The organism is Bacillus cereus group sp. MYBK220-1, from assembly GCF_051916445.1.
Classification (GTDB): Bacteria; Bacillota; Bacilli; order Bacillales; family Bacillaceae_G; genus Bacillus_A; species Bacillus_A cereus.
In genome coordinates this window covers 1,078,989-1,099,128 of record NZ_JBQAGQ010000002.1, presented here as the reverse complement: position 1 = coordinate 1,099,128, position 20,140 = coordinate 1,078,989, and the positions used below count along the sequence as shown (strand labels likewise).

Genomic DNA, 20,140 nt, shown 5'->3' with positions numbered 1-20,140 from the left:
TCACCATTTCACCCCTTTTCACCAACAAGTCCAGTTGGCTTCACTATTAAGAAAAATAGTAACATTAACATATTAATTGCAAGTGATAAATCTGGTATAAAATACGCTGTAAAAGCACCAGCTAATCCGACAATTAAAGAAGCAATAGCTGAACCTTGAACGCTTCCTAATCCACCGATAATTACTACTATAAAAGCTAAAATTGCATACTGCATGCCCATCTCGGCGAAAATAACGCCCGAATACGGTGCTAATAAGAATCCTCCCAAAGCTGCCATCCCTGCCCCTAATAAAAAGACGAAAGAAAATATCGCTTTTACATTAATACCAAGCGCTTGAACCATTTCTTTATCCATTACACCTGCACGGATCATAAGACCTATCTTCGTCTTTTTGAGTAATAGTAGTAGTGCAATGTAAATAATTATCCCAATCAAAATAACAAATAGACGATATTTAATTAATATAATACCTCCGAATGTAAAACTTCCTTGTAACCATAACGGTAATTTTGCACTAATAGGGTTTGGCCCCCAAAATATTTTAATACACTCACTAAGAACGAGCATTCCTCCAAGCGTAACGAGCAGCTGTCGAACGTGATTTCCATATACCGGCCTAATAAGAAACCTTTCTAAAATAAATCCTAGGAACATTCCCATGGCTACTGCTCCAACTAAAGCTAATATATAACTTCCTGTCACATTAAATAACCAAACACCTGTAAATGCTCCCCATGCAAATAAACCACCGTGTGCAAAGTTTAAAACGCTCATTAAACCGAAAATAAGTGAAAGACCTGATGCTAACAAAAAAATGAGCATCCCTGTTGAAATCCCATTTACAAATAAATTGATTAACACATCCATCCTTTTCACCTCGGATTCATGTTAAGAGATTCCTAAATATTTATGACACATTTCCTTATCCTTTTTTAATTCATTCATAAAACCGTTATGAACAATTCGTCCGTTATCCATAATGTAAAAATAATCGCCAATTTGACTGGCCATCATAAAATTTTGCTCAACAAGTAAAACTGTTGTTTTCTCTTTCATCTTCAAAATAGCTACCATTAATTTCTCCACCATTATCGGGGATAGCCCTTTGCTCGGTTCATCAATAAGTAATAATCCATCACTATTAATAAACGCTCTTGAAATAGCCAACATTTGCTTTTGCCCTCCGCTCAAGAGCCCACTTTTCTTATTCCAAAACTGCTTTAAATCCGGAAATAGTTCCAGCATCCACTCTATTTTCCCTTCTACTTCCTCACCTTTTCCCCTAGCAAGAGCGAAAGTTTCTTCTACTGTCAAATCATGAAAAATACCTTGATTTTCTGGTACATACCCTATTCCTTTCCTTGAAATTAAATGTGTAGGTAATCCACTCACTTTTGCACTATCATAATAAATTTCACCATCTGCAATGCGGTGAAACCCCATCACTGAACGTAATGTCGTTGTTTTCCCTGCCCCATTTCTACCAAACAGTACAGTAATCGTCCCTTTCTCAACAGCAAGAGATACTCCTTGCAAAATATGAAACTGATCTAAATACGTTTCTATATTATTCACTTGTAATAGTGCCACTATATAATCCCCCTAAATAAGCACTTTGTACACGCTCATCTTTCATAATTTCTTCTGGCAATCCTTCAGCCAATAACTCTCCATGAAATAAAACGATAAGATGATCTGACAAACCTAGTATCATATCCATTTTGTGTTCGATAAGTACAATTGTGCTCTCTGGATGTTTCTTAATATTTTCAATCACTTGTAATATAGCAGGGACTTCCTCAACCGAAATACCTGCCGTCGGCTCATCAAGTAATAACACATCCGTTTTTAAAGCTAATAACATCGCAAGTTCTAGCTTCCTTTTCTCTCCATGTGCCAAATCTTTCGCTAATACGTTCTCTTTTTCATGAAGTAATACTGTTTTTAAGAAACGTCTCGCCTCTCCAACTTGTTGCTTTAATTTTGCTGAACTCGGGAAAAAACTATAGTAATCTTGTACGAATGATTGAACACTTAAACGGACATTTTCAAGTACCGTTAATTCTGGGAATATGTTTGTAAGCTGAAAAGAGCGACCGATTCCTAAGCGTGTTCGATCTGAAATCGATAGTTTTGTAATATCTTGCCCTTTAAAATACACTTCACCTGTTGTGGGTGAAATCTGTCCACTTAGTAAATTAAATAACGTTGTCTTCCCCGCACCATTTGGCCCAATAATAGAAATGAGCTTTCCTTTTTGGACAGTTAAATTTACATCTTTAATAACTTGATGTTCACCAAAAGATACACTAAGATTTTTCGTCTCTAGCAAATGTGTCACGAAATCCCTCCCTTTAAAGCCGTGAGTATGAAAGAAATATGTATAAAGAGGGTCCCCCCTCTTTATACTAAAACAACAGAAAATTCAGTCTATTTATTTTGAACTGGTGGTTCTGTTTCTTTCATCGTTAATTCTCGCTCTAACACTGGCACCGGATAATCAACACCGTCTTGCTTTTTCAATGTGATAGAATACAGTGTCTGCATCGCTTGGTGGTCCTTCTCTCTAAACTTCATCTTTCCTTTCGGTGTATCAAATTCCATTCCTTCCATTTTCTTAATCAAGGTATCTACATCTGTATCACCTTTTGTTTTCTTTAAGGCTTCTACAATAGAAATTGCTGCTGACATTCCTCCCGCTGTAAACAAATCTGGCACTGCACCATTAAAACGTTTTTTATGCTCTTCAACTAGCCAATCATTCACTTTATTTTTTGGAAGTGTGTGATAATATACAGAAAAACCTTGCATACCTACTAATGCATCCATTGTTTTTAATGCTGGTATATCTGGCGCACCTGTAGAAATTTTAATACCTTGCGCTTCCACATTCATATCTTTCAACTGTTTCCAAGGTGAATTTGCCCCTGCCCAAACGATAAATAAATAATCTGGTTTTGAACTAATGATATTTTGAATATTCGCTGTAAAATCTGTTGAATTTGTATCCGCGTATTGCTCATTCACAATGTTCGCACCTAATTTTTTCGCACCCGCTTTAAATGCAGCAATCCCTTCACGACCAAAAGCGTTATCTGGGGCAAATGTTGCAATCTTTACATCTTTTTTCGCAATTGCTGCTGCTCCTGCAATCGCATCTTGTGAGGAACTTCTTCCAGTTCTAAAAATATATTTATTCCAGTTCTTCCCGGTAATACTATCCGCAACTGCCGGTTCTACAACCATAATCTTTTCATATTCTTCAGCCAGTGGTAAAACCGCTAACGTATCACTTGAACTAGACGATCCAACTAAAAAATCAACTTTCTCTTCTTCTAATAACTTCGTAGCTTTTTTAACTGCTACATCCGCTTTCGTTTCTGTATCTTCTACAACAAACTTAATCTTTTTCCCATCTACTTTCCCAGTTCCACCAGTTGCATAATCTAACCCTAATTCAAATCCGTTCACTGTTTGTTTTCCATACGATTCTAGCGGTCCTGTTAAAGAAGCAAGGACTCCTACCTTAATCGTTTTTTCATCCTCTGTACTTGTTTTCTTTCCTGAACAAGCTGCCGTTATTAATAACGAACCTAAAACACAACCAGTAAACATTGTTTTTAGCCACTTACGTTTTTTCATCGACATTGTGATCCTCCCCATACTTTACTTTCTGATAGAATCAAACACGCCAAAATCCCCTGTCCGTAATCATGACTAACTAATTCGATAGATAATGGAAAACTCTTGTAGTACCCTCTACATTCGGCACAAATATATAATCACCTTCCTATGTAATGGAAACGGACATACAATCAATATATATTCTGCAATCCAATTGAAAATACTGTTTCATTTCAGTAATGACCATACAAAAAGACTAACTTATTTTTAAGTTAGTCTTTTCCCCTTAATTAGAGTTAAGTTCTACTTTCTCTAACCCTTCAGCCAATTGTTTCTTATCTAGTCCTTCTCCTATTACTACTAAGTTTGTCGGGAAACCGAAGTCTTGTTCTAATAAAGTTGGTACTCCGAACGAATATTGGAATAGGTGAGGGTATTTATCTCCATGGAATTTCACAAAACCTTTCACTCGATAAATACTATCTGGTAAATTCGAAAGCCATTCATATAATTTGTCTTGATCAATCGGTTTCGTAAATTGATATGTCATTGTTTGTATATGTAAATGCTGTTTGACATGTAGTGTCTCGTGTTCCTCATCATTTGGAAATTCTGCTTCTTCTATATCTTTTAAAGATATATTACAATACTTTGTCTCATACATTTTCGCATGATCATTTATTGCCTTTACTTCTTCAAATACTGTATTCTTATCTTCATCTGTTAGTAAATCTGCTTTATTAACAAGAATGTGACTACCAAATTTCAGTTGCTCATGCAATAGCTGTTGTACATTTGCACTTAATATACTTCGATTTAACCACCTTACTGCATCTAAAACGACTACAATTGATTTCACTTCCAGAAAAGGAGCTAAAATTGGCGAGACACACGCGTCTAACACTTCAATTGGATGCGCAACACCTGTCGTTTCTATATAAATTACATCTGGTCTTTCTTGTTGGTATAACGAATGTAATTGTATTTCAAGCTCTTCTTTTAACGTACAACAAATACATCCTTTAAGAAGTTCTCTTAAAACATTCTCTTTTCCAATAATATCTGTATCTACTGAGTATTCACCAATTTCATTCATTAATACTGCAACTTTTCTATTCTTCTTTTTCTCTGCTAACAATAAATTTTGTAATAATGTTGATTTTCCACTACCTAAAAAACCACCTAATATATGAATCTCCACTTTATTCATTCAACCGACCATCCATTTCTTTACTTCAAATGTATTCAAAGCGTAATAATTACGATTTATATTTATCATTTTATTAAAAGAATGACCATTTGTAAATATAAGAGATTCACTGTTCATTTACTTCATATGCAACTCTAACTCCAGACTCAATTGCCCCTTGCATCCATCCATGTGTTAATGTCGTATGCTCTCCTGCAAAATGTACTTTTCCAGATGGTGGTGTAATATACGGAAATAACTCGAGCTCTTGGCCTGGTTCGAAAGCTGTAAATGCACCGCAAGAATACGGATTTTTACTCCAGCTAAAAGATGTTCCAGTGACAAACTCACTATAGACGATGTCCCCGTATATTTCCGCTAAATTTTTTAATGCGTACCGAATACGATCTCTTTGCGGGAGACTATCCCATGTTAACGCCTCATCTGCCCACGTATAACTTGCTATAACGATAGCTGGTCCTGGAGTATGAATGCCATAACTCGGATAGTATGTAAACCGTATCGGTAAATCAGTAATAGATTTACCGCCACACTGTCCCGCTTTCTCCCAAAATCTACTTTTAAACTCTATTGCAATTTTAGTTGCAGCAATATAATTTAATTCACGAATTGCTCTTTTTTTAAAATAAGAGAATAAATAGTATGGCTGAACTTCTACAAATCTTAACGCTGAAAATGGAATTGTAATAATAGCAAAATCACTTGTTATTGTAAATTGCTCTAACGTTTGTTCATGATTTCCTTGTAACATTACTTTATTATCTTCTTGTATAATTTTATCAACCTTATACGGCATTAAAATATGTTCCCTTAATTGTGGTAAGAATGCATTCGATAACTTATCCATTCCACCAGTTATTTCATAATATTTCGTTGTTGAAGTAAAGAAAATCATTTCACGTAATACTTCAATTAAGGACATTCCCATATAAGCTTCCATATCAAGAAGTACCCCAATCATATCTATCGCACCATCTGAATAATACTCCATTAAAAATGAACCAAGCGAATACGTTTTATACTTTTTTTCAACGATAAGCCAGTTTTTATCAGGATCCTTCTTAATGTAATTTAGTATTGGTTCTAATACTTCAATCATTAGCTCTTCTGCCGTTTTTCCTCTTTCTTTATCCAAAACCGGATATTCAAGTACACTTGGATCATTTTCAAACACATTCAATCTCGTTTGAATGTTATTCGTATAAATGATATCTGCAAAAGTTTTATTTATAAAAAGGTTTAAAGGTAGTTTAAATTTATGAATATACGCTAAGGTTAACTTATGGGTGTCAGGGATTCTCATCGGTCCCGCATTAAAATATAAACCCACACTAAATGGTTCCCGAATCGTATACACTCTGCCACCTATTCTGTTATTTCCTTCTATAATCGTTACTTCGTGCCCAGCCTCTTTTAATAAAGAACCTGCAACTAATCCAGAAATCCCTGCACCTGCAATCGTAATCCGTTTTGGGTTATTCTTTTTAACAAGCCCTGCATGAATAATATGAAGCATTTCTTCCATTGCTAATGGATTCCCCATGCCATTTCCCCTTTTACAAAGGATTTTACTGAATTATATTCGGTTCACTGAATTCCTATGTTTTGTTCGCGGATTTGCACGGATACATTTTCAAATACTTGAATATCTTTTATAAAATGTAATAAACTAGATATGACTCTATAGAAGTAAGACGTATTATCTTACATAATAAAATCAATGAAATTGCGAGGAATTTTGAAATGAAAAAAGGTATTAACCGTGTTGTATTAGTAGGAACAGGAGCAGTTGGATGTAGTTATGCTTACTGCATGATTAACCAGGCTGTAGCTGAAGAATTTGTTTTAGTCGATGTAAATGAGGCAAAAGCTGAAGGGGAAGCAATGGACTTAAGTCATGCTGTTCCATTCGCACCAGCTCCAACTAGAGTATGGAAAGGCAGCTACGAAGATTGTAAAGATGCTGACCTTGTAGTTATTACAGCTGGATTACCACAAAAACCAGGCGAAACACGTTTAGATTTAGTTGAGAAAAACGCTAAAATCTTCAAACAAATCGTTCGCAGTATTATGGATAGCGGATTTGATGGCATCTTCTTAATCGCAACAAACCCTGTAGATATTTTAACTTACGTAACTTGGAAAGAATCTGGTTTACCGAAAGAACGTGTAATCGGTTCTGGTACAACGCTTGATTCTGCTCGTTTCCGCTATATGTTAGGTGAGTACTTCGATATTGGTCCACACAACATTCACGCTTATATTATCGGAGAACACGGCGATACTGAACTTCCAGTTTGGAGCCATGTTTCCGTTGGTATCCAAAAACTACAAACACTGCTTGAAAAAGACAACACGTATAATCAAGAAGATTTAGACAAAATTTTCATAAACGTCCGTGATGCAGCTTACCATATTATTGAGCGTAAAGGCGCAACTTATTATGGTATCGGTATGTCACTTCTACGTGTTACAAAAGCAATTTTAAACGACGAAAATAGTGTATTAACTGTATCAGCTTACTTAGAAGGTCAATACGGTCAAAAAGATGTTTATATCGGGGTACCTGCTGTTTTAAATCGCGGCGGTGTTCGTGAAATTTTAGAGGTTGAATTAAGTGAAGATGAAGAATTAAAATTCGACCACTCTGTTCAAGTATTGAAAGAAACAATGGCTCCGGTTCTTTAATTAAGATAAAAAGCAATCCAATTTATTTTGGATTGCTTTTTATTTTCATTATCTCCTATGACTTTTTAGTGATTTTCTATCATTTCTTATTTTTTAGTCGCATCCTCATTATTTATATCAAGTACATCTAATAAAAAGATAAAGATTGGTATCCCGATAATAAGCCCCCATATTCCAAGGAAATGCTCTGAGAAGATAAGAATCATAAATGTGTAGAATATTGGTAAATTTGTTTTTGCAGACATAAACTTCGGATTTAAAAAATAACTTTCAAGAGCATGGATTACTGTTATGAATACGAGTATGTATACTACGTACATAACTCCGCCTACGTTGTAAGCAATGATACAAAGTGGAAACAAAGAAATAATCACACCTGCAACAGGAATCAACCCTAGTAAGAAAATCATAACAGCTAATACAAGTAGCTGTGGAAATCCTAAAACGATTAATGCAATGACAGTAAGAATACAATTTACAACGGCAATTAAAAACTGAGCCTCAATTACTTTGCCGAACGATCTTGCAAATCTTTCACCAAAATATGCAATTTCTCCATAAAAGATTTTTAACTTACTATCTTTAAACTTTGATGTAAATGTAATAATACGCTCTTTTTCTAATAAGAAAAATAAGCTTAAAATTAGAGATAATAATATTTGTAAACTTACCTTTCCTATATTTGCTATTGATTGATATATGACGTCTACACCTTGTTCTATATATTTTGATACTTCCATCCCATTAATTGTCGAAAGTGCATATTTAACGATTTCATTATCAGGTGGATTTTGAAAAAACAGTTTAAATTGATAAATTAATTGTGAAATTTGTATCGTCAGCACAGGTAAATATTTATATAATGTTGTGCCTATAAAGGAAACTAGTATTATATATAAACATGCAATAACAATTTTCCGGTTTACTTTCAATTTTCTTGAAATAAAACGTTGAAATCGATCCATTAAAAACGTCAGTATAAACGTAATTAATATTAAATTAATCATACTTTTTAATGCGTATAATACAAGCGCTACTATTATTAAAACGAGAAACCGTTGAAACCCTCTACTTCGAAAAAAACTCTTTACTTCATTCATTAAGAATTAACCTCCCCCTTCAATGGATGGAAATTGAATATATTACATTTTATGAACTCCTATAGACAATCTTTCTTACTAATTGAGAAGAATCCTTTTTTTCTTTTCATATTGTTAGATTCGTTTAACTGGAATCCACCAACATAATTTCGGTGGCAGTTATTTTTCATATAATCTTTTATAAACTAGGTGATTTTCTATTTTTGGACTGCTGTTCATACGCATATCCAATATTGAAAAGCTCTTTTTCACCAAACTGTTTCCCTACAAACACTACACCGATTGGTTCTCCATTTTTATCATATCCAGCAGGAACCGCTAATTCCGGATAACCAGCTACAGCTGATAGAAGGACTTCATCGTTATTAATCATAACTAGAGCATCCAAACCTTTTTCTACTAAATACCTATCTAGCTCTTTTCTTGCATTTTCTTGACTCGTTTGCACTACGTTTTCAAACTCTTCTTTCGTTATAGCAGATTTTTCAGACCCTTCAATTAATGTTTGTCCGTATTTTATTCGTCTTTTACTATCCTTTTTATTAAACGCTATAATCTCTTCTAACGATTTTACCGGTACATTCTTTTGCTGTGAAAGATAGTCGTTTACATTATGCTTGAACTCATATTCTAATGTTTGCAAATTATCTACACCCTCAGCACTTAACTGGATATTATCAGTTAATATCGCACCTGCATCTTGAAGGTCTTTTCTAATTTTTTCTGCTACTGCTTTTCTATTTTCATCTTGTTGGTCTACAGAAAAAAGAAGCCCTATCTTTTTCCCTTTTAATCCATCTATTGATAAATCCTTTGTATAATCAATCCTTTCTTTATCTTTCATTTTTTCTGTCATAACATCTTTTTCATCATAACCTATCATTACATTAAATAGCGTTGCTGCATCTTTTACTGTTCTTGCCATAGGTCCTGCTGTATCAAGAGTTTCAGCTAATGGAATAATTCCTGTTCTACTTACCATACCTAAAGATGGACGTAACCCAACTACTGATTGCTGCGCCGCTGGTGCAACAATCGATCCCGTCGTTTCTGTTCCAATTGCAAGCGGCGCAAAATCTGCTGCAACTACTGTAGCCGATCCTGAACTTGATCCTGAAGTATCGAATGTAATCGGACCGTACGGATTTAAATTTTGTCCTTTCTTCCCGCTATACCCGCTTGGCATTGTAAAAGATAAATAGTTCGCCCACTCAGACATATTCGCTTTTCCTAAAACAAATGCTCCTTCTTCTTTCAACTGCTTCACAATTGTTGCGTCTTGATCTGCAATCCAATCTTTTAATACATAAGTTCCTGCACTAGTCGGCATCACTTTTTCCGTCTGTACATTATCTTTTACAACGACAGGAATACCATATAAATTCGACTTTTTGTTTCTCCCCCGCTCTTGATCTAACTTTCTTGCTTCTTCCATCGCATTAGGATTTATCTCTGTAACAGAATTTAATGTTATTCCATTTTGATCATGTTCTTGTATTCTAAAGAGATAAATACTCGTTAATTCTTCATATGACAACTTTCCATCATCAATCATTTTTTGAAGCTCATCTATAGTCGCATTTACGACTTCTTTTTCTTTTATCTTTACATTTTCTATATTGATTCCTTTAAGCTGATTATGTATCGGTTGTAGCACTCTTTCTTTATCATATACAATACGCTCAGGTTCCTTTGGAAAATAATTTTTATACACGTAATATCCGCCGGCACACGCTAATAAGACAATGCCTCCAGTGATAGACAGCGTTACCTTTACCCATTTCTTCATGTTGCTTCCTCCACTCTATAAGATGCTTAGCTATACAAAAAAGAGAGTTACCTTTTACTTAACTCTCTCCAATCAAAATGCTAAATGAAAAAATGAAAGATTTCAATCTAATTACTTCTTTTTTTGCATTTGCTTTGCTAACATTTCTTTCACTTGATTATACGTTAACCCTGAATTTTTATTTAAACGCTTTACTTCCTCAACATCAGTACCTACCACTGTATATTTTTTCTCATCATTCATTTTTCTAATTCCCTTCTCACCGTATTATTTCTTATATTTCTTCCCTAAATGCGCATAAATTAACACCACTACAAAAAAGGAAGCTGTTTTTAAGCACAGCTTCCTTCTCGTTACATATTGTATTTCTTAATAAAATTTCACTACATCTTCAGTAGGCAAGAACGTTCTTTCTGCTGGTTGTTCGTTTGGTTCACCAAATGGCATTTGACCTACTAAGCTCCACTCTGCCGGAATGTTCCAAGTTTCTTTCACTTCAGCATCTACGATTGGGTTGTAATGTTGTAATGACGCCCCAATTCCTTCAGCAGATAATAGCATCCACACAGTATGTTGTAACATCGCATTTCCTTGATGAGACCAGAATGGGAACTGATCTTTGTATAATGGGGCATTTTCTTGCATTTTTTCTACAGTTGCTTGATCTTCAAAGAATAGAACTGTTCCTACACCTGCATGGAAGCCTTTTAGTCTTTCTACAGTCGCTTCAAAGTTTTCTGCTGGTACGCGTGCTCTTAGTGTTTCTTTAACGATATCCCAAAACTTTTCATGCTCTCCATCCATTAATACAACCATACGACCACTTTGCATATTGAAAGATGTTGGTGCGTGTAAAGCTGTTTTTAACACTTCTTCAATTCTTTCTTTCGTAATTGCATCGTTTTTTGTTACTTTACGAATTGAACGGCGGTTCACGATTGCTTCTTTTAAGTTTGTTGTAGTTGCTGACATTTTAATTCCTCCAAATGTTTGTTTTATAATTTATTTTGTTATTTCATAACAAGCGAATTAGCAATATCCATCGGTATTACATTGCATACCTTCAAATGAATTTGTTTTATCCTTTTCAATTTCTTTATCAATGACCCTTTCTAGTGTTTCTTTACTAGCAAGCCCTTGAATGACGTCATCTCCAATCATGACAGTTGGAACAGCCATAATATTCGCTTCATCATATGCGTGTTGAATTGCTTCTTGATGCTTTTCTTTATATTTACGAGTTACTAAAGCATCTTTAAATTCCGCCTCAGGAAGTCCTACTTCTACCGCTAATTTTGTTAACACATCAATATCTTCAATGTTTTGCTCTTCTTGGAAAAATGCTGTGAATACGCGGTGATGATACTCATTACCTAGTCCACGTTCTTTCGCAAATTGACATCCTTCGAAAGCTAAATGTGTATATGGATGTGGTGAAACACGTGGCAAGCGCATATCAATTCCAAACTTCTTCGCTGTCGGAAGAATGAAAGCATCCCATGAACCTAATTTTTCTGGTTCATTCCATGGATCTATTTTTGAATATGGACTTGGACGTAATTCAAATGGCATCCATTCAATCTCTACACCTTTCTCTTTCGCTACCTCATCTAATGGACCTTTTGCTAAAAAACAAAACGGACATATAAAATCTGAGTATACTTTCATTTTTACAGTCATAACTTTTACACCTTACCTTATCGTTGTAATCAAACCAGTTACATTGATGATAAAAAAATATAAATATTATTTAAACATTCATTTTTTCTTGCAAAGTTTCAAACAACTGCCCCATCGTAATATTTCTCAAAACTTCTTCCATCGCGGATTGCGCTTGAATTAAAATAATTTCTAACACCGCTTGAATATTCGCCCCAATTGGACAATCTGGATTCGGTTGCTCGTGAATATGAAATAGCTTGTCTTCTTCGACTACGTTCACTGCATGATACACATCTAACAATGTGATTTCATGTAAATCCTTTAGTAATCCCGCGCCACCCGGTCCACGATTTACGTAAACAAAGCCAGCTTGTTTCAAGTACGACATCATTTTACGAATGACTACCGGATTCGTATTTACACTTTCAGCCATATAGTCTGAAGTACAAAGTGAAGATGGATTGTTTTTCAAAATAGATAAAATATGAACAGCTATGGAAAAGCGGCTACTAATTTTCATCGTAATCACCACCTCGATGTAATCATTATAGTTACAACTAAAAAATAAGTCAATCCTTTTCATAGATTTTTTATAAGCAAATTAAAAAGTGCCCCATTATGATATATGAGACACCCCTTTTTATTCTGCAAATAGCGCTTGAAATTCTTCAATAAATAGCTGTACAGCGATTGAAGAATCCTTTAATGAAGGAACAGCTAAAGCAATTTCTCTCCATACTTGCGGTTCCAATTCTCTCGTTTGCACATTATGTGGTAAATTCGTTAAAGATAATTCAGCTAATATTGCAATGCCTAATCCTTCTTGAATCATATTTAAAGCTGTAGTAACGGTAGAAATTACATACTCAGCCCGAAGTGGTACGTTGGCTTGTTTAAACATATCAATGATGGGTGGTTCGTATCCGCCCTTACATAATATGATCGGTTCATTCTCCAAATCACGAATTGTAATAGAGTCCTTCTTACAAAGAGGATGATCCTCTCTTAAGATAGCAACCATTTTCCCCTTCGTTAACGGGACAATCTCCATCTCTTTATTAGGCAAAATAACAATTCCTATATCAACAACCCTCGATATTAACCAATCTTCAACTTCTTTAATTGTTCCTTCGCAAAGAACGACCTCTAAGCTCGGATACTTCTCCTTAAAATGGTTTATCATTTTCGGTAAGAAATGTGCAGAAGCACTCGGAAAACTCCCAATTCGAATCGTCCCCACTTCGTGTCCTTTCTCCATCGCAACTTCTTGTTCAATCTTCGCTACACCGTTCAAAATCTCTCTAATATGTACAAGAATCCTATTTCCTACATCCGTAACGAGTAGCCCTTTTCGTTTATCACGTATAAGAATAGTAACTCCTAACTCTGACTCAATACTTGAAATCGCATGACTAACAGCTGGCTGCGTCATATTTAACACCCTGGCAGCCTTCGTAAAACTACCTAAATCAACAGTTTTTATTAATACTTGCAGTTGTGTAATGGTCATAACTAATCACTTATACTCCTCATAAAAAAGATTCATTTTATTTATTACAGTCGATATCATATCATAGTGAAATGAATAACAACAAGGAGGTCTTTCAGTGACACAGCTTTCTCGAACTAAGACGGCCATCATCCTTACCTTTCTCGTTTTCATGTGGGGAATCAATTGGCCTTTATCAAAGTTTGCCCTGCATTATACACCACCTGTTTTATTTGCAGGCGTTCGAACTTTAATTGGAGGATTCATTTTACTTCTGTTCGCATTACCAAAATACAAAAAGTTACATTTAAAAGAAACGTGGCATTTATACGTTATTTCTTCCTTACTTAACATCATTATATTTTACGGATTACAAACTGTCGGCCTTCAATATATGCCTGCTGGTCTATTTTCCGCTATCGTATTTTTACAACCTGTTTTACTTGGTATTTTCTCATGGATATGGCTTGAAGAAGCAATGTACGGTTTAAAAATTTTCGGGCTTGTACTCGGATTTATTGGTGTAGGTGTTATTAGCTCTAGTAGTTTAACTGGACATATTTCTGTCATTGGCATTCTTCTTGCATTAGGATGTGCGATTGGCTGGGCACTTGGAACAGTATTTATTAAGAAAACTGGTCACCGTGTGAATGCCATTTGGATGGTAACAATTCAGCTTCTTATTGGTGGTCTTTGTTTAATCGGATTTGGCTCAGAATTTGAAAGTTGGTCTAGTATTGCTTGGAGTATGCCATTTGTTAGTGTACTACTCTTTATTTCATTCTTTGTTATTGCAATGGGGTGGCTTGCATACTTCACACTCGTTGGAGCTGGTGAAGCGAGTAAAGTAGGGGCTTATACATTCCTTATTCCCCTTATCGCTATTATTGTAAGTTCAATCTTCTTACATGAAGCCATTACAATGAGCTTATTTATTGGCCTATTATTTATTGTTGTGAGCATTTGTTTTGTAAATATAAAACCGAAAACACTTGCTGTAAGGCAGCAGGTTGAAGTGAAATAAATATGAGAAAGAGCCTACTATTTGTAGACTCTTTTTTATATCTTATTTTTTACGACGCACTACAAAAACACACGCACCTACCGAAGATACAATTGCCAAAATAGATAAAACAATCGCTATCAATTGCATATTACTAGTACCTTCATTCTTTTCTACATTAGATACTTCACCATGTTCTCCTGTTAATGACGTACCTTTTGCAATTGTAGTAAGTGAATGCGGTTTTTCAGCTTTCTCATCGCCTGTCCATTCAACAATTTCTCCGTCTTTATATTGTTGATATGCATCCCAAGCTATTTTTTGTTCTTTATCCGGATTTTTAGCGACGAAAGTAAATCGTTGGAACTGACCGGGTAAAATCCCTTCTCCTATTGCTTCCCATACTACAGTTTTCACTTTTCCGGCATTATCTTTTTGCTCTTCCATTTTCCACCCTGGCACTGGTTCATACTGTTGGAATTCCACACCAGACGGTATTTTCAGTGTAACTTTTGTTGTTGCTATATTCTTTTCAACTGGTACTTTTATCGTGTAAGTCTCCCAAGAACCGATGTCAGAAGTTGCTGGCTTCACAGTAACGTGCGCACTAACAGGTAACGAAAACATTCCCATTGCAATTACTGTTGCGATCATTGTTGTTCCTAATTTTTTTATGCGTTTCATTTTCAATTAGCTCCTTTTTATCTATACCTACTCTTTATCCCGCTATTCGCCGGGTAGCCCAATTGATGAGGGCTGCTTAAAGTTTCACTTTATCTGCCACCTACAATAAATTTATAATCCGTATCGAAGCTATCAAGCGATTTCGTTAATCCATGTACTTGTATATTCCAGTTTCCTGTCATGTTAATATACATACCTTCTGCTTCATATTCTCCCGGTGAAACTGCCGAAACTTTAAATGATCCTTTTCCCATATTCATATCTAACGATTGAGTCGTTAATATAATTTGTTCCATATCAGTAACGGGTTGTCCGTTCTCATCATTTAAAGTAATATGGAATATATTTTGTCCTACTCTATTAGGACTTACATTTAGCGTCATTTCATATCCATTATCTAATTGTTTACTCTCTGTAAAAGGTCCAGTAGGAGGCATCGGTGGTGTTTGTACGTTTGTCATAAAAGCTACGATTACGAAAATGATAATTCCAATGATAAACTCTACTTTCACCGTAGCACCTAATCCTTGCTTCGCTCGCATTCTCCCTTTCATATAATGAATAATTCCCAATATCCCCATGAAAATGAATAAAAGTATCTTTGTTAATAAAGCCAATCCATACTTCGTATCAAATAACGAGTGGATTGTTGGAATAAAAAATGTACTGTTAAAAAGGCCTGTTATTAAAATCACGATAACAGCACCTGTTGCCCACGGTGAAAAACGCTTAATCATATCCCAATACATATGCCACTTGTTATCCTCTTTACGTAAAAGAAGAATAATAGATGATAAACCACCAACCCATAATGAAGCTGCGAATAAATGTAGAAAATCCATAACGACAGCAATGTCTTTAAACTTTAAACCGTATGCGTGACTATTAAAGGCTTTCATAACAAGTAACCCTATAAACAATAGTATTGGAATACTCCATACTTTAAACGACGAAAACTTCTCATGCTTCACCGCAAAATACGTAACAATTATAAGCGTACTAATGAGAACCATTTGAGTAATCCATACATAACCAAAAACAGAAAGCTGTAATGTTTCTTTTAATAGTAAAGGATTGAATGCTTCTAGCCATGAAACATCAGCATTTATTTTCGCTTGCAATGGTAGGTTGAATAACAAGCTATTAAATATCCCAAATAAGGAGATCCATATTATGTTCTTACTCCTTGATCGAACCGAGGTTGCATTCCCTTTATACATAATAAGATTAAAGAAGAGAACTCCTAAAAATAGCGAGAAACTCGCATATAAAATTCCACGTTCCATAATCATATCGATTTGCGGGACATACCCCATCTCTTCCACTTGTACATCGTCTGTTCCCGCTTCTGCTAATCCAATACGGAATGGAATAACCCCTTGAATTGGATGTCCATCAGCTGAAATAGCTTTCCACTGAATAGAGTAGAGACCATTTTTGAGGTTTTCTTTTAATCCGGCTTCTAATAGTTTTTTATTTTTTTTATCAATATGAGCATCTTTTAAATCGACCCTTTTACCTGATGTATCTCTCACGTACAATGTATTAAAACGTGAAACTTGTATGTCCTCATCGAATTCAATTTTTACAACAGATGGTGCTCTCTTCAACGTTTCATTTTCCATAGGGTTTGATTTCACAACGTACGCATGAGCAGATGCACTTTTCGGTATCAATATGATAAGCACACATGCAAGTAATAACCATGTCCCTAATCTTCTCATTACTTTCACACTCATTTCACTTCTTTCTTCCTCATTGCTCTATTTTCATTCCTTTAACTTCCAAAGTTTGATTCTCCGTAGAAATATTAACCTGATTAAATATAAATTTCTATAAAGTATAACTCTTTATTTCTCTTCCACCTCTAAACTTCCAATATAATAGTAACTATTATGATAGATACAACTTACATTTTTAAAGTCGATTGTTATTATATCATAAAATATATTTATGTAAGTTATCAAAGAAGAAAAGTTATCGTGAATCATTTGTGAAGAAAATGTGAAATACATAAATAAAAAGGTATTACGTTATTACGTAACACCTTTAAAAAAATATCCCTCTCCTATTTCTCTTCCGGATAATCACAATACTCGATAATCGTTCCTTCAGTATCCGCTGGGTTAAGATAAATTAACCTTCTACCGTGCTTATTAATGCGTAGTGTATGCTCTAATGTCCGAATACCTTGTTCTTTTAACTCTTCTAGAGCCACATCTAAATCATCGACACGATACGCAACGTGATGAACACCTTTACCTTTTTGTTTAATAAAACGGGCAATTGGAGATGTCGTATTATTCGTCGGTGCAAGTAATTCAATTCTATCTCCAGCCACTTCAAGAATGGCTACTTCACTTTCCACACCAGGAGCTTCACTTACGTAACGATCTATTAATTCTCCTGATAGAACCTGTTCATAAAAACGTATCGTACTATCTATATCACGAACTGCGATTCCGATATGATCAATTGTTTTTTTCATTTTATTTCCCCTACTACTTTATTTTTTCTCATTATTAATAGTAACAAAAAAAGCTATAGAAACAAGTTCTATAACTTTTTTTATTTAACCTATTTTTTTATCCGCTCTAGTTGCTGGTTGAACTTGGTTTTTCACTTTTAAAATACTAAGTCCATATCCGATAAATCCACCGATAATCGCTGGGAAGATCCAGCCTAATCCTACTTCCTGCATCGGAAGGAATTTAGTGAACACTTGGCTTACTACTTCAATGTTAACTCCAGCTGCACTTAATCCATCGAATAAGCTGATGATAAATGTTACGATTAAGCTCACTTGATAAACTTCAGCTCTTCCTTTGAATAATGAATGGAAGAATGTTAAGAAAATCAATACGATTGCTAGTGGATAAATTGCTGTTAATACTGGAACAGAAACTGCGATTAACTGTGTTAATCCTACATTTGCAACAATTGCACTAAATACACATAGCGTGATTGCAATTGCTTTGTAAGGAACATTTGGGAATAACTTATGGAAGAATGAAGAACATGCTGATACAAGTCCCACACTAGTTGTTAAACAAGCTACTGTAATCATTAATCCTAATAATACTCCGCCATATGATCCGAAATAGTAGTTAGAAACTTTCGCTAATACTTCTCCGCCGTTCTCTAAATGTCCAAGCTTTGCAACACTTGAAGCACCCATATAAGAAAGTGCTGTATAGATAATTGCTAAAATAGATGCTGCAATAATTGTCGCTTTTGCACAAACGACCATAATTTGTGTTTTCGTTTTCGCACCTTTTTCTTTAATAGCATTGATAATGATAATCCCGAATACGAATGATGCAAGCGTATCCATCGTTAAATATCCTTCTTGGAATCCTTTAAAGAATGCATGTGATGTATAAGCTTCCACTGGTGCTTGCATATCTCCAATCGGATGTATAAAAGCAACGATTACTAAAATACCGATGAAAGTCAACTTAATTGGTGTTAAGATTTTTCCAACAATATCGACAATTTTCGCGGGATTTAGCGAAAAAAAACAAGTGATACTAAAGAATATAATTGTGAAAAGAATTAAAGGTGTAGAACCTACTCCTTCTGGCATAAACGGTTTAAGACCAATTTCATAAGAAACATTTCCTGTTCTCGGTATTGCAAATAACGGACCAATCGCTAAGTATAAAACTGTTGTAAACACAATCCCAAACACTGGGTGAGCACGACTAGCTAACGACTGCAAATCATCTTTACCTGAAAAACCAAATGCTAGCACACCTAGTAATGGTAATCCAACACCAGTTACTAAAAATCCAGCGTTAGCAATCCATACATTCTCTCCTGCTGATTGACCAAGCATCGCTGGGAAAATTAAATTTCCCGCTCCAAAAAATAGTGCAAATAACATTAATCCAATAACTACTATGAACGAAAACGGTACTTTATTCGCCATAATATAACCCCCATTCAAGTTTCCTTATCTCATTTTCCAATTTTAACTAATTGAATTTTCTGAATATTTAATTTAAGTATCAACTATTCTTGAACTCATTATAATTTGCTATATAATATTTTGCAATACTATTTTCGAACTTTTCTTTTATTTTATAAATATACATTTTTTAACATGAAAAATAGACTAAAAAACCAACATGGTCATCCATGTTGGTTTTTCCATTTACTATCATGAATTAAAATTTTGCTGCTACTTTTTTAACGTTTTCTAGACCTTCTTCAACAATTTGTTGTGAACGATCTGGATATTGATTGTGTCCTTCAATTACAACTGTCTCTGGATTTGTAATTCCCCAGAATCCAAGTACCGTTGTTACGTAATTAACTGCCATTTCCATAGGAGCCATTTGCTCTGAAGAGTAATCTGAACCACGAGCACCTAACACAACTACTTTTTTACCACCAACTAAACCTTCTGGGCCATTTGCTGTATATTTAAACGTTTTTCCAGCTTGAGATAAGTATGAAATATATGTGATTAATGGCGCTGGTACTGTAAAGTTCCATAATGGGAATGCAAATACAACCTTATCAGCTTCTAAAAACTGATTTAAATATTGATCTACTGTAGCAACTGCCTTCTCTTCTTCAGCAGTTAACTCCATGCCTTGGCTACGTTTATATCCACCTGAAATCGCGATATTTCCGTAATAAGGAAGATCTAATGCAAATAAATCTAATTCCGTAATTTCTGTATTTGGATTTGCTTCTTTATAAGTACTTACAAATGTTTCATACATTTTTGAACTAACTGCTTGCTCCGCTGGACGATCGTTTGCTTTTACAAATAATACTTTTGACATTTTTTTATTCCCCTCTACATTCGTATTTTCTTCTTTTTTACCAAATAATGAGCTAAATAGTCCCATTTTCTTCACCTAATCTTTCTTTTCATA

Annotated in this window: 20 protein-coding genes; 2 read left to right on the top strand and 18 right to left on the bottom strand. The window is 34.8% G+C overall.

Annotated elements, in window-relative coordinates; all coding sequences use genetic code 11:
- Positions 1-8: 8 nt before the first annotated feature.
- The 6 genes from ACTFRU_RS12580 to ACTFRU_RS12555 all read right to left on the bottom strand — a co-directional run bounded on the left by ACTFRU_RS12580 (position 9) and on the right by ACTFRU_RS12555 (position 6,379).
- On the bottom strand, positions 9-869 hold the full coding sequence (locus ACTFRU_RS12580) for a branched-chain amino acid ABC transporter permease (RefSeq protein WP_000382805.1): 861 nt from the start codon (positions 867-869) through the stop codon (positions 9-11).
- A 21-nt stretch (positions 870-890) separates the two neighbouring features.
- The gene (locus ACTFRU_RS12575) at positions 891-1,592 is read right to left on the bottom strand and encodes an ABC transporter ATP-binding protein (protein WP_001196696.1); all 702 of its coding nucleotides are present in this window, start codon (positions 1,590-1,592) and stop codon (positions 891-893) included.
- Positions 1,570-2,343 (bottom strand): ABC transporter ATP-binding protein, encoded by a 774-nt coding sequence (locus tag ACTFRU_RS12570; protein WP_000149338.1) that lies wholly within the window; start codon positions 2,341-2,343, stop codon positions 1,570-1,572. The genes ACTFRU_RS12575 and ACTFRU_RS12570 overlap by 23 nt, the downstream gene beginning before the upstream one ends.
- Positions 2,344-2,432: 89 nt before the next feature.
- The gene (locus ACTFRU_RS12565; protein ID WP_000061996.1) at positions 2,433-3,650 is read right to left on the bottom strand and encodes a substrate-binding domain-containing protein; all 1,218 of its coding nucleotides are present in this window, start codon (positions 3,648-3,650) and stop codon (positions 2,433-2,435) included.
- 262 nt (positions 3,651-3,912) lie between these two features.
- Positions 3,913-4,836, bottom strand: a complete 924-nt coding sequence (locus tag ACTFRU_RS12560; protein ID WP_001044939.1) for a CobW family GTP-binding protein — start codon at positions 4,834-4,836, stop codon at positions 3,913-3,915.
- Between the two features lie 106 nt (positions 4,837-4,942).
- The gene (locus tag ACTFRU_RS12555) at positions 4,943-6,379 is read right to left on the bottom strand and encodes a flavin monoamine oxidase family protein (protein WP_440037670.1); all 1,437 of its coding nucleotides are present in this window, start codon (positions 6,377-6,379) and stop codon (positions 4,943-4,945) included.
- A gap of 200 nt (positions 6,380-6,579) precedes the next feature.
- On the opposite strand from ACTFRU_RS12555, the gene ACTFRU_RS12550 reads away from it, so the two are divergent.
- Positions 6,580-7,524, top strand: a complete 945-nt coding sequence (locus tag ACTFRU_RS12550; RefSeq protein ID WP_000715321.1) for an L-lactate dehydrogenase — start codon at positions 6,580-6,582, stop codon at positions 7,522-7,524.
- An 86-nt stretch (positions 7,525-7,610) separates the two neighbouring features.
- Here the strand turns inward: ACTFRU_RS12550 and ACTFRU_RS12545 are convergent, their stop codons facing one another.
- The 7 genes from ACTFRU_RS12545 to ACTFRU_RS12515 all read right to left on the bottom strand — a co-directional run bounded on the left by ACTFRU_RS12545 (position 7,611) and on the right by ACTFRU_RS12515 (position 13,585).
- Positions 7,611-8,624 carry an AI-2E family transporter gene (locus ACTFRU_RS12545; protein WP_048518828.1) on the bottom strand — a complete coding sequence of 338 codons (1,014 nt, stop codon included), beginning with the start codon at positions 8,622-8,624 and terminating at the stop codon, positions 7,611-7,613.
- 178 nt (positions 8,625-8,802) lie between these two features.
- Entirely contained in the window at positions 8,803-10,413 is a 1,611-nt protein-coding gene (locus tag ACTFRU_RS12540; protein WP_000759465.1) for an amidase family protein, read from the bottom strand.
- Positions 10,414-10,524: 111 nt separating this feature from the next.
- Complete coding sequence (locus ACTFRU_RS12535) at positions 10,525-10,656, bottom strand: hypothetical protein (protein WP_000997344.1); 132 nt, start codon at positions 10,654-10,656, stop codon at positions 10,525-10,527.
- Between the two features lie 126 nt (positions 10,657-10,782).
- Positions 10,783-11,385, bottom strand: a complete 603-nt coding sequence (locus ACTFRU_RS12530; protein WP_001277021.1) for a nitroreductase family protein — start codon at positions 11,383-11,385, stop codon at positions 10,783-10,785.
- 57 nt (positions 11,386-11,442) lie between these two features.
- On the bottom strand, positions 11,443-12,093 hold the full coding sequence (locus ACTFRU_RS12525; protein ID WP_290102317.1) for a DsbA family oxidoreductase: 651 nt from the start codon (positions 12,091-12,093) through the stop codon (positions 11,443-11,445).
- A 70-nt stretch (positions 12,094-12,163) separates the two neighbouring features.
- Positions 12,164-12,595 carry an Rrf2 family transcriptional regulator gene (locus tag ACTFRU_RS12520; RefSeq protein ID WP_042515328.1) on the bottom strand — a complete coding sequence of 144 codons (432 nt, stop codon included), beginning with the start codon at positions 12,593-12,595 and terminating at the stop codon, positions 12,164-12,166.
- Positions 12,596-12,715: 120 nt separating this feature from the next.
- On the bottom strand, positions 12,716-13,585 hold the full coding sequence (locus ACTFRU_RS12515) for a LysR family transcriptional regulator (RefSeq protein ID WP_016122323.1): 870 nt from the start codon (positions 13,583-13,585) through the stop codon (positions 12,716-12,718).
- A gap of 97 nt (positions 13,586-13,682) precedes the next feature.
- Between ACTFRU_RS12515 and ACTFRU_RS12510 the strand changes: the two genes are divergently transcribed.
- Entirely contained in the window at positions 13,683-14,588 is a 906-nt protein-coding gene (locus ACTFRU_RS12510; RefSeq protein ID WP_290102316.1) for a DMT family transporter, read from the top strand.
- A 42-nt stretch (positions 14,589-14,630) separates the two neighbouring features.
- Here the strand turns inward: ACTFRU_RS12510 and ACTFRU_RS12505 are convergent, their stop codons facing one another.
- From ACTFRU_RS12505 to ACTFRU_RS12485, 5 genes are all read right to left on the bottom strand, one after another.
- On the bottom strand, positions 14,631-15,251 hold the full coding sequence (locus tag ACTFRU_RS12505; RefSeq protein ID WP_000821416.1) for a YcnI family copper-binding membrane protein: 621 nt from the start codon (positions 15,249-15,251) through the stop codon (positions 14,631-14,633).
- 89 nt (positions 15,252-15,340) lie between these two features.
- The gene (locus ACTFRU_RS12500; RefSeq protein ID WP_149215513.1) at positions 15,341-16,990 is read right to left on the bottom strand and encodes a copper resistance CopC/CopD family protein; all 1,650 of its coding nucleotides are present in this window, start codon (positions 16,988-16,990) and stop codon (positions 15,341-15,343) included.
- A gap of 329 nt (positions 16,991-17,319) precedes the next feature.
- A complete protein-coding gene (locus ACTFRU_RS12495) occupies positions 17,320-17,739 on the bottom strand; it encodes a VOC family protein (RefSeq protein ID WP_000750854.1) in 420 nt (139 codons plus the stop codon).
- 84 nt (positions 17,740-17,823) lie between these two features.
- On the bottom strand, positions 17,824-19,182 hold the full coding sequence (brnQ, locus tag ACTFRU_RS12490; RefSeq protein ID WP_001284786.1) for a branched-chain amino acid transport system II carrier protein: 1,359 nt from the start codon (positions 19,180-19,182) through the stop codon (positions 17,824-17,826).
- Between the two features lie 238 nt (positions 19,183-19,420).
- Complete coding sequence (locus tag ACTFRU_RS12485; protein ID WP_000522528.1) at positions 19,421-20,113, bottom strand: FMN-dependent NADH-azoreductase; 693 nt, start codon at positions 20,111-20,113, stop codon at positions 19,421-19,423.
- Positions 20,114-20,140 lie beyond the last annotated feature (27 nt).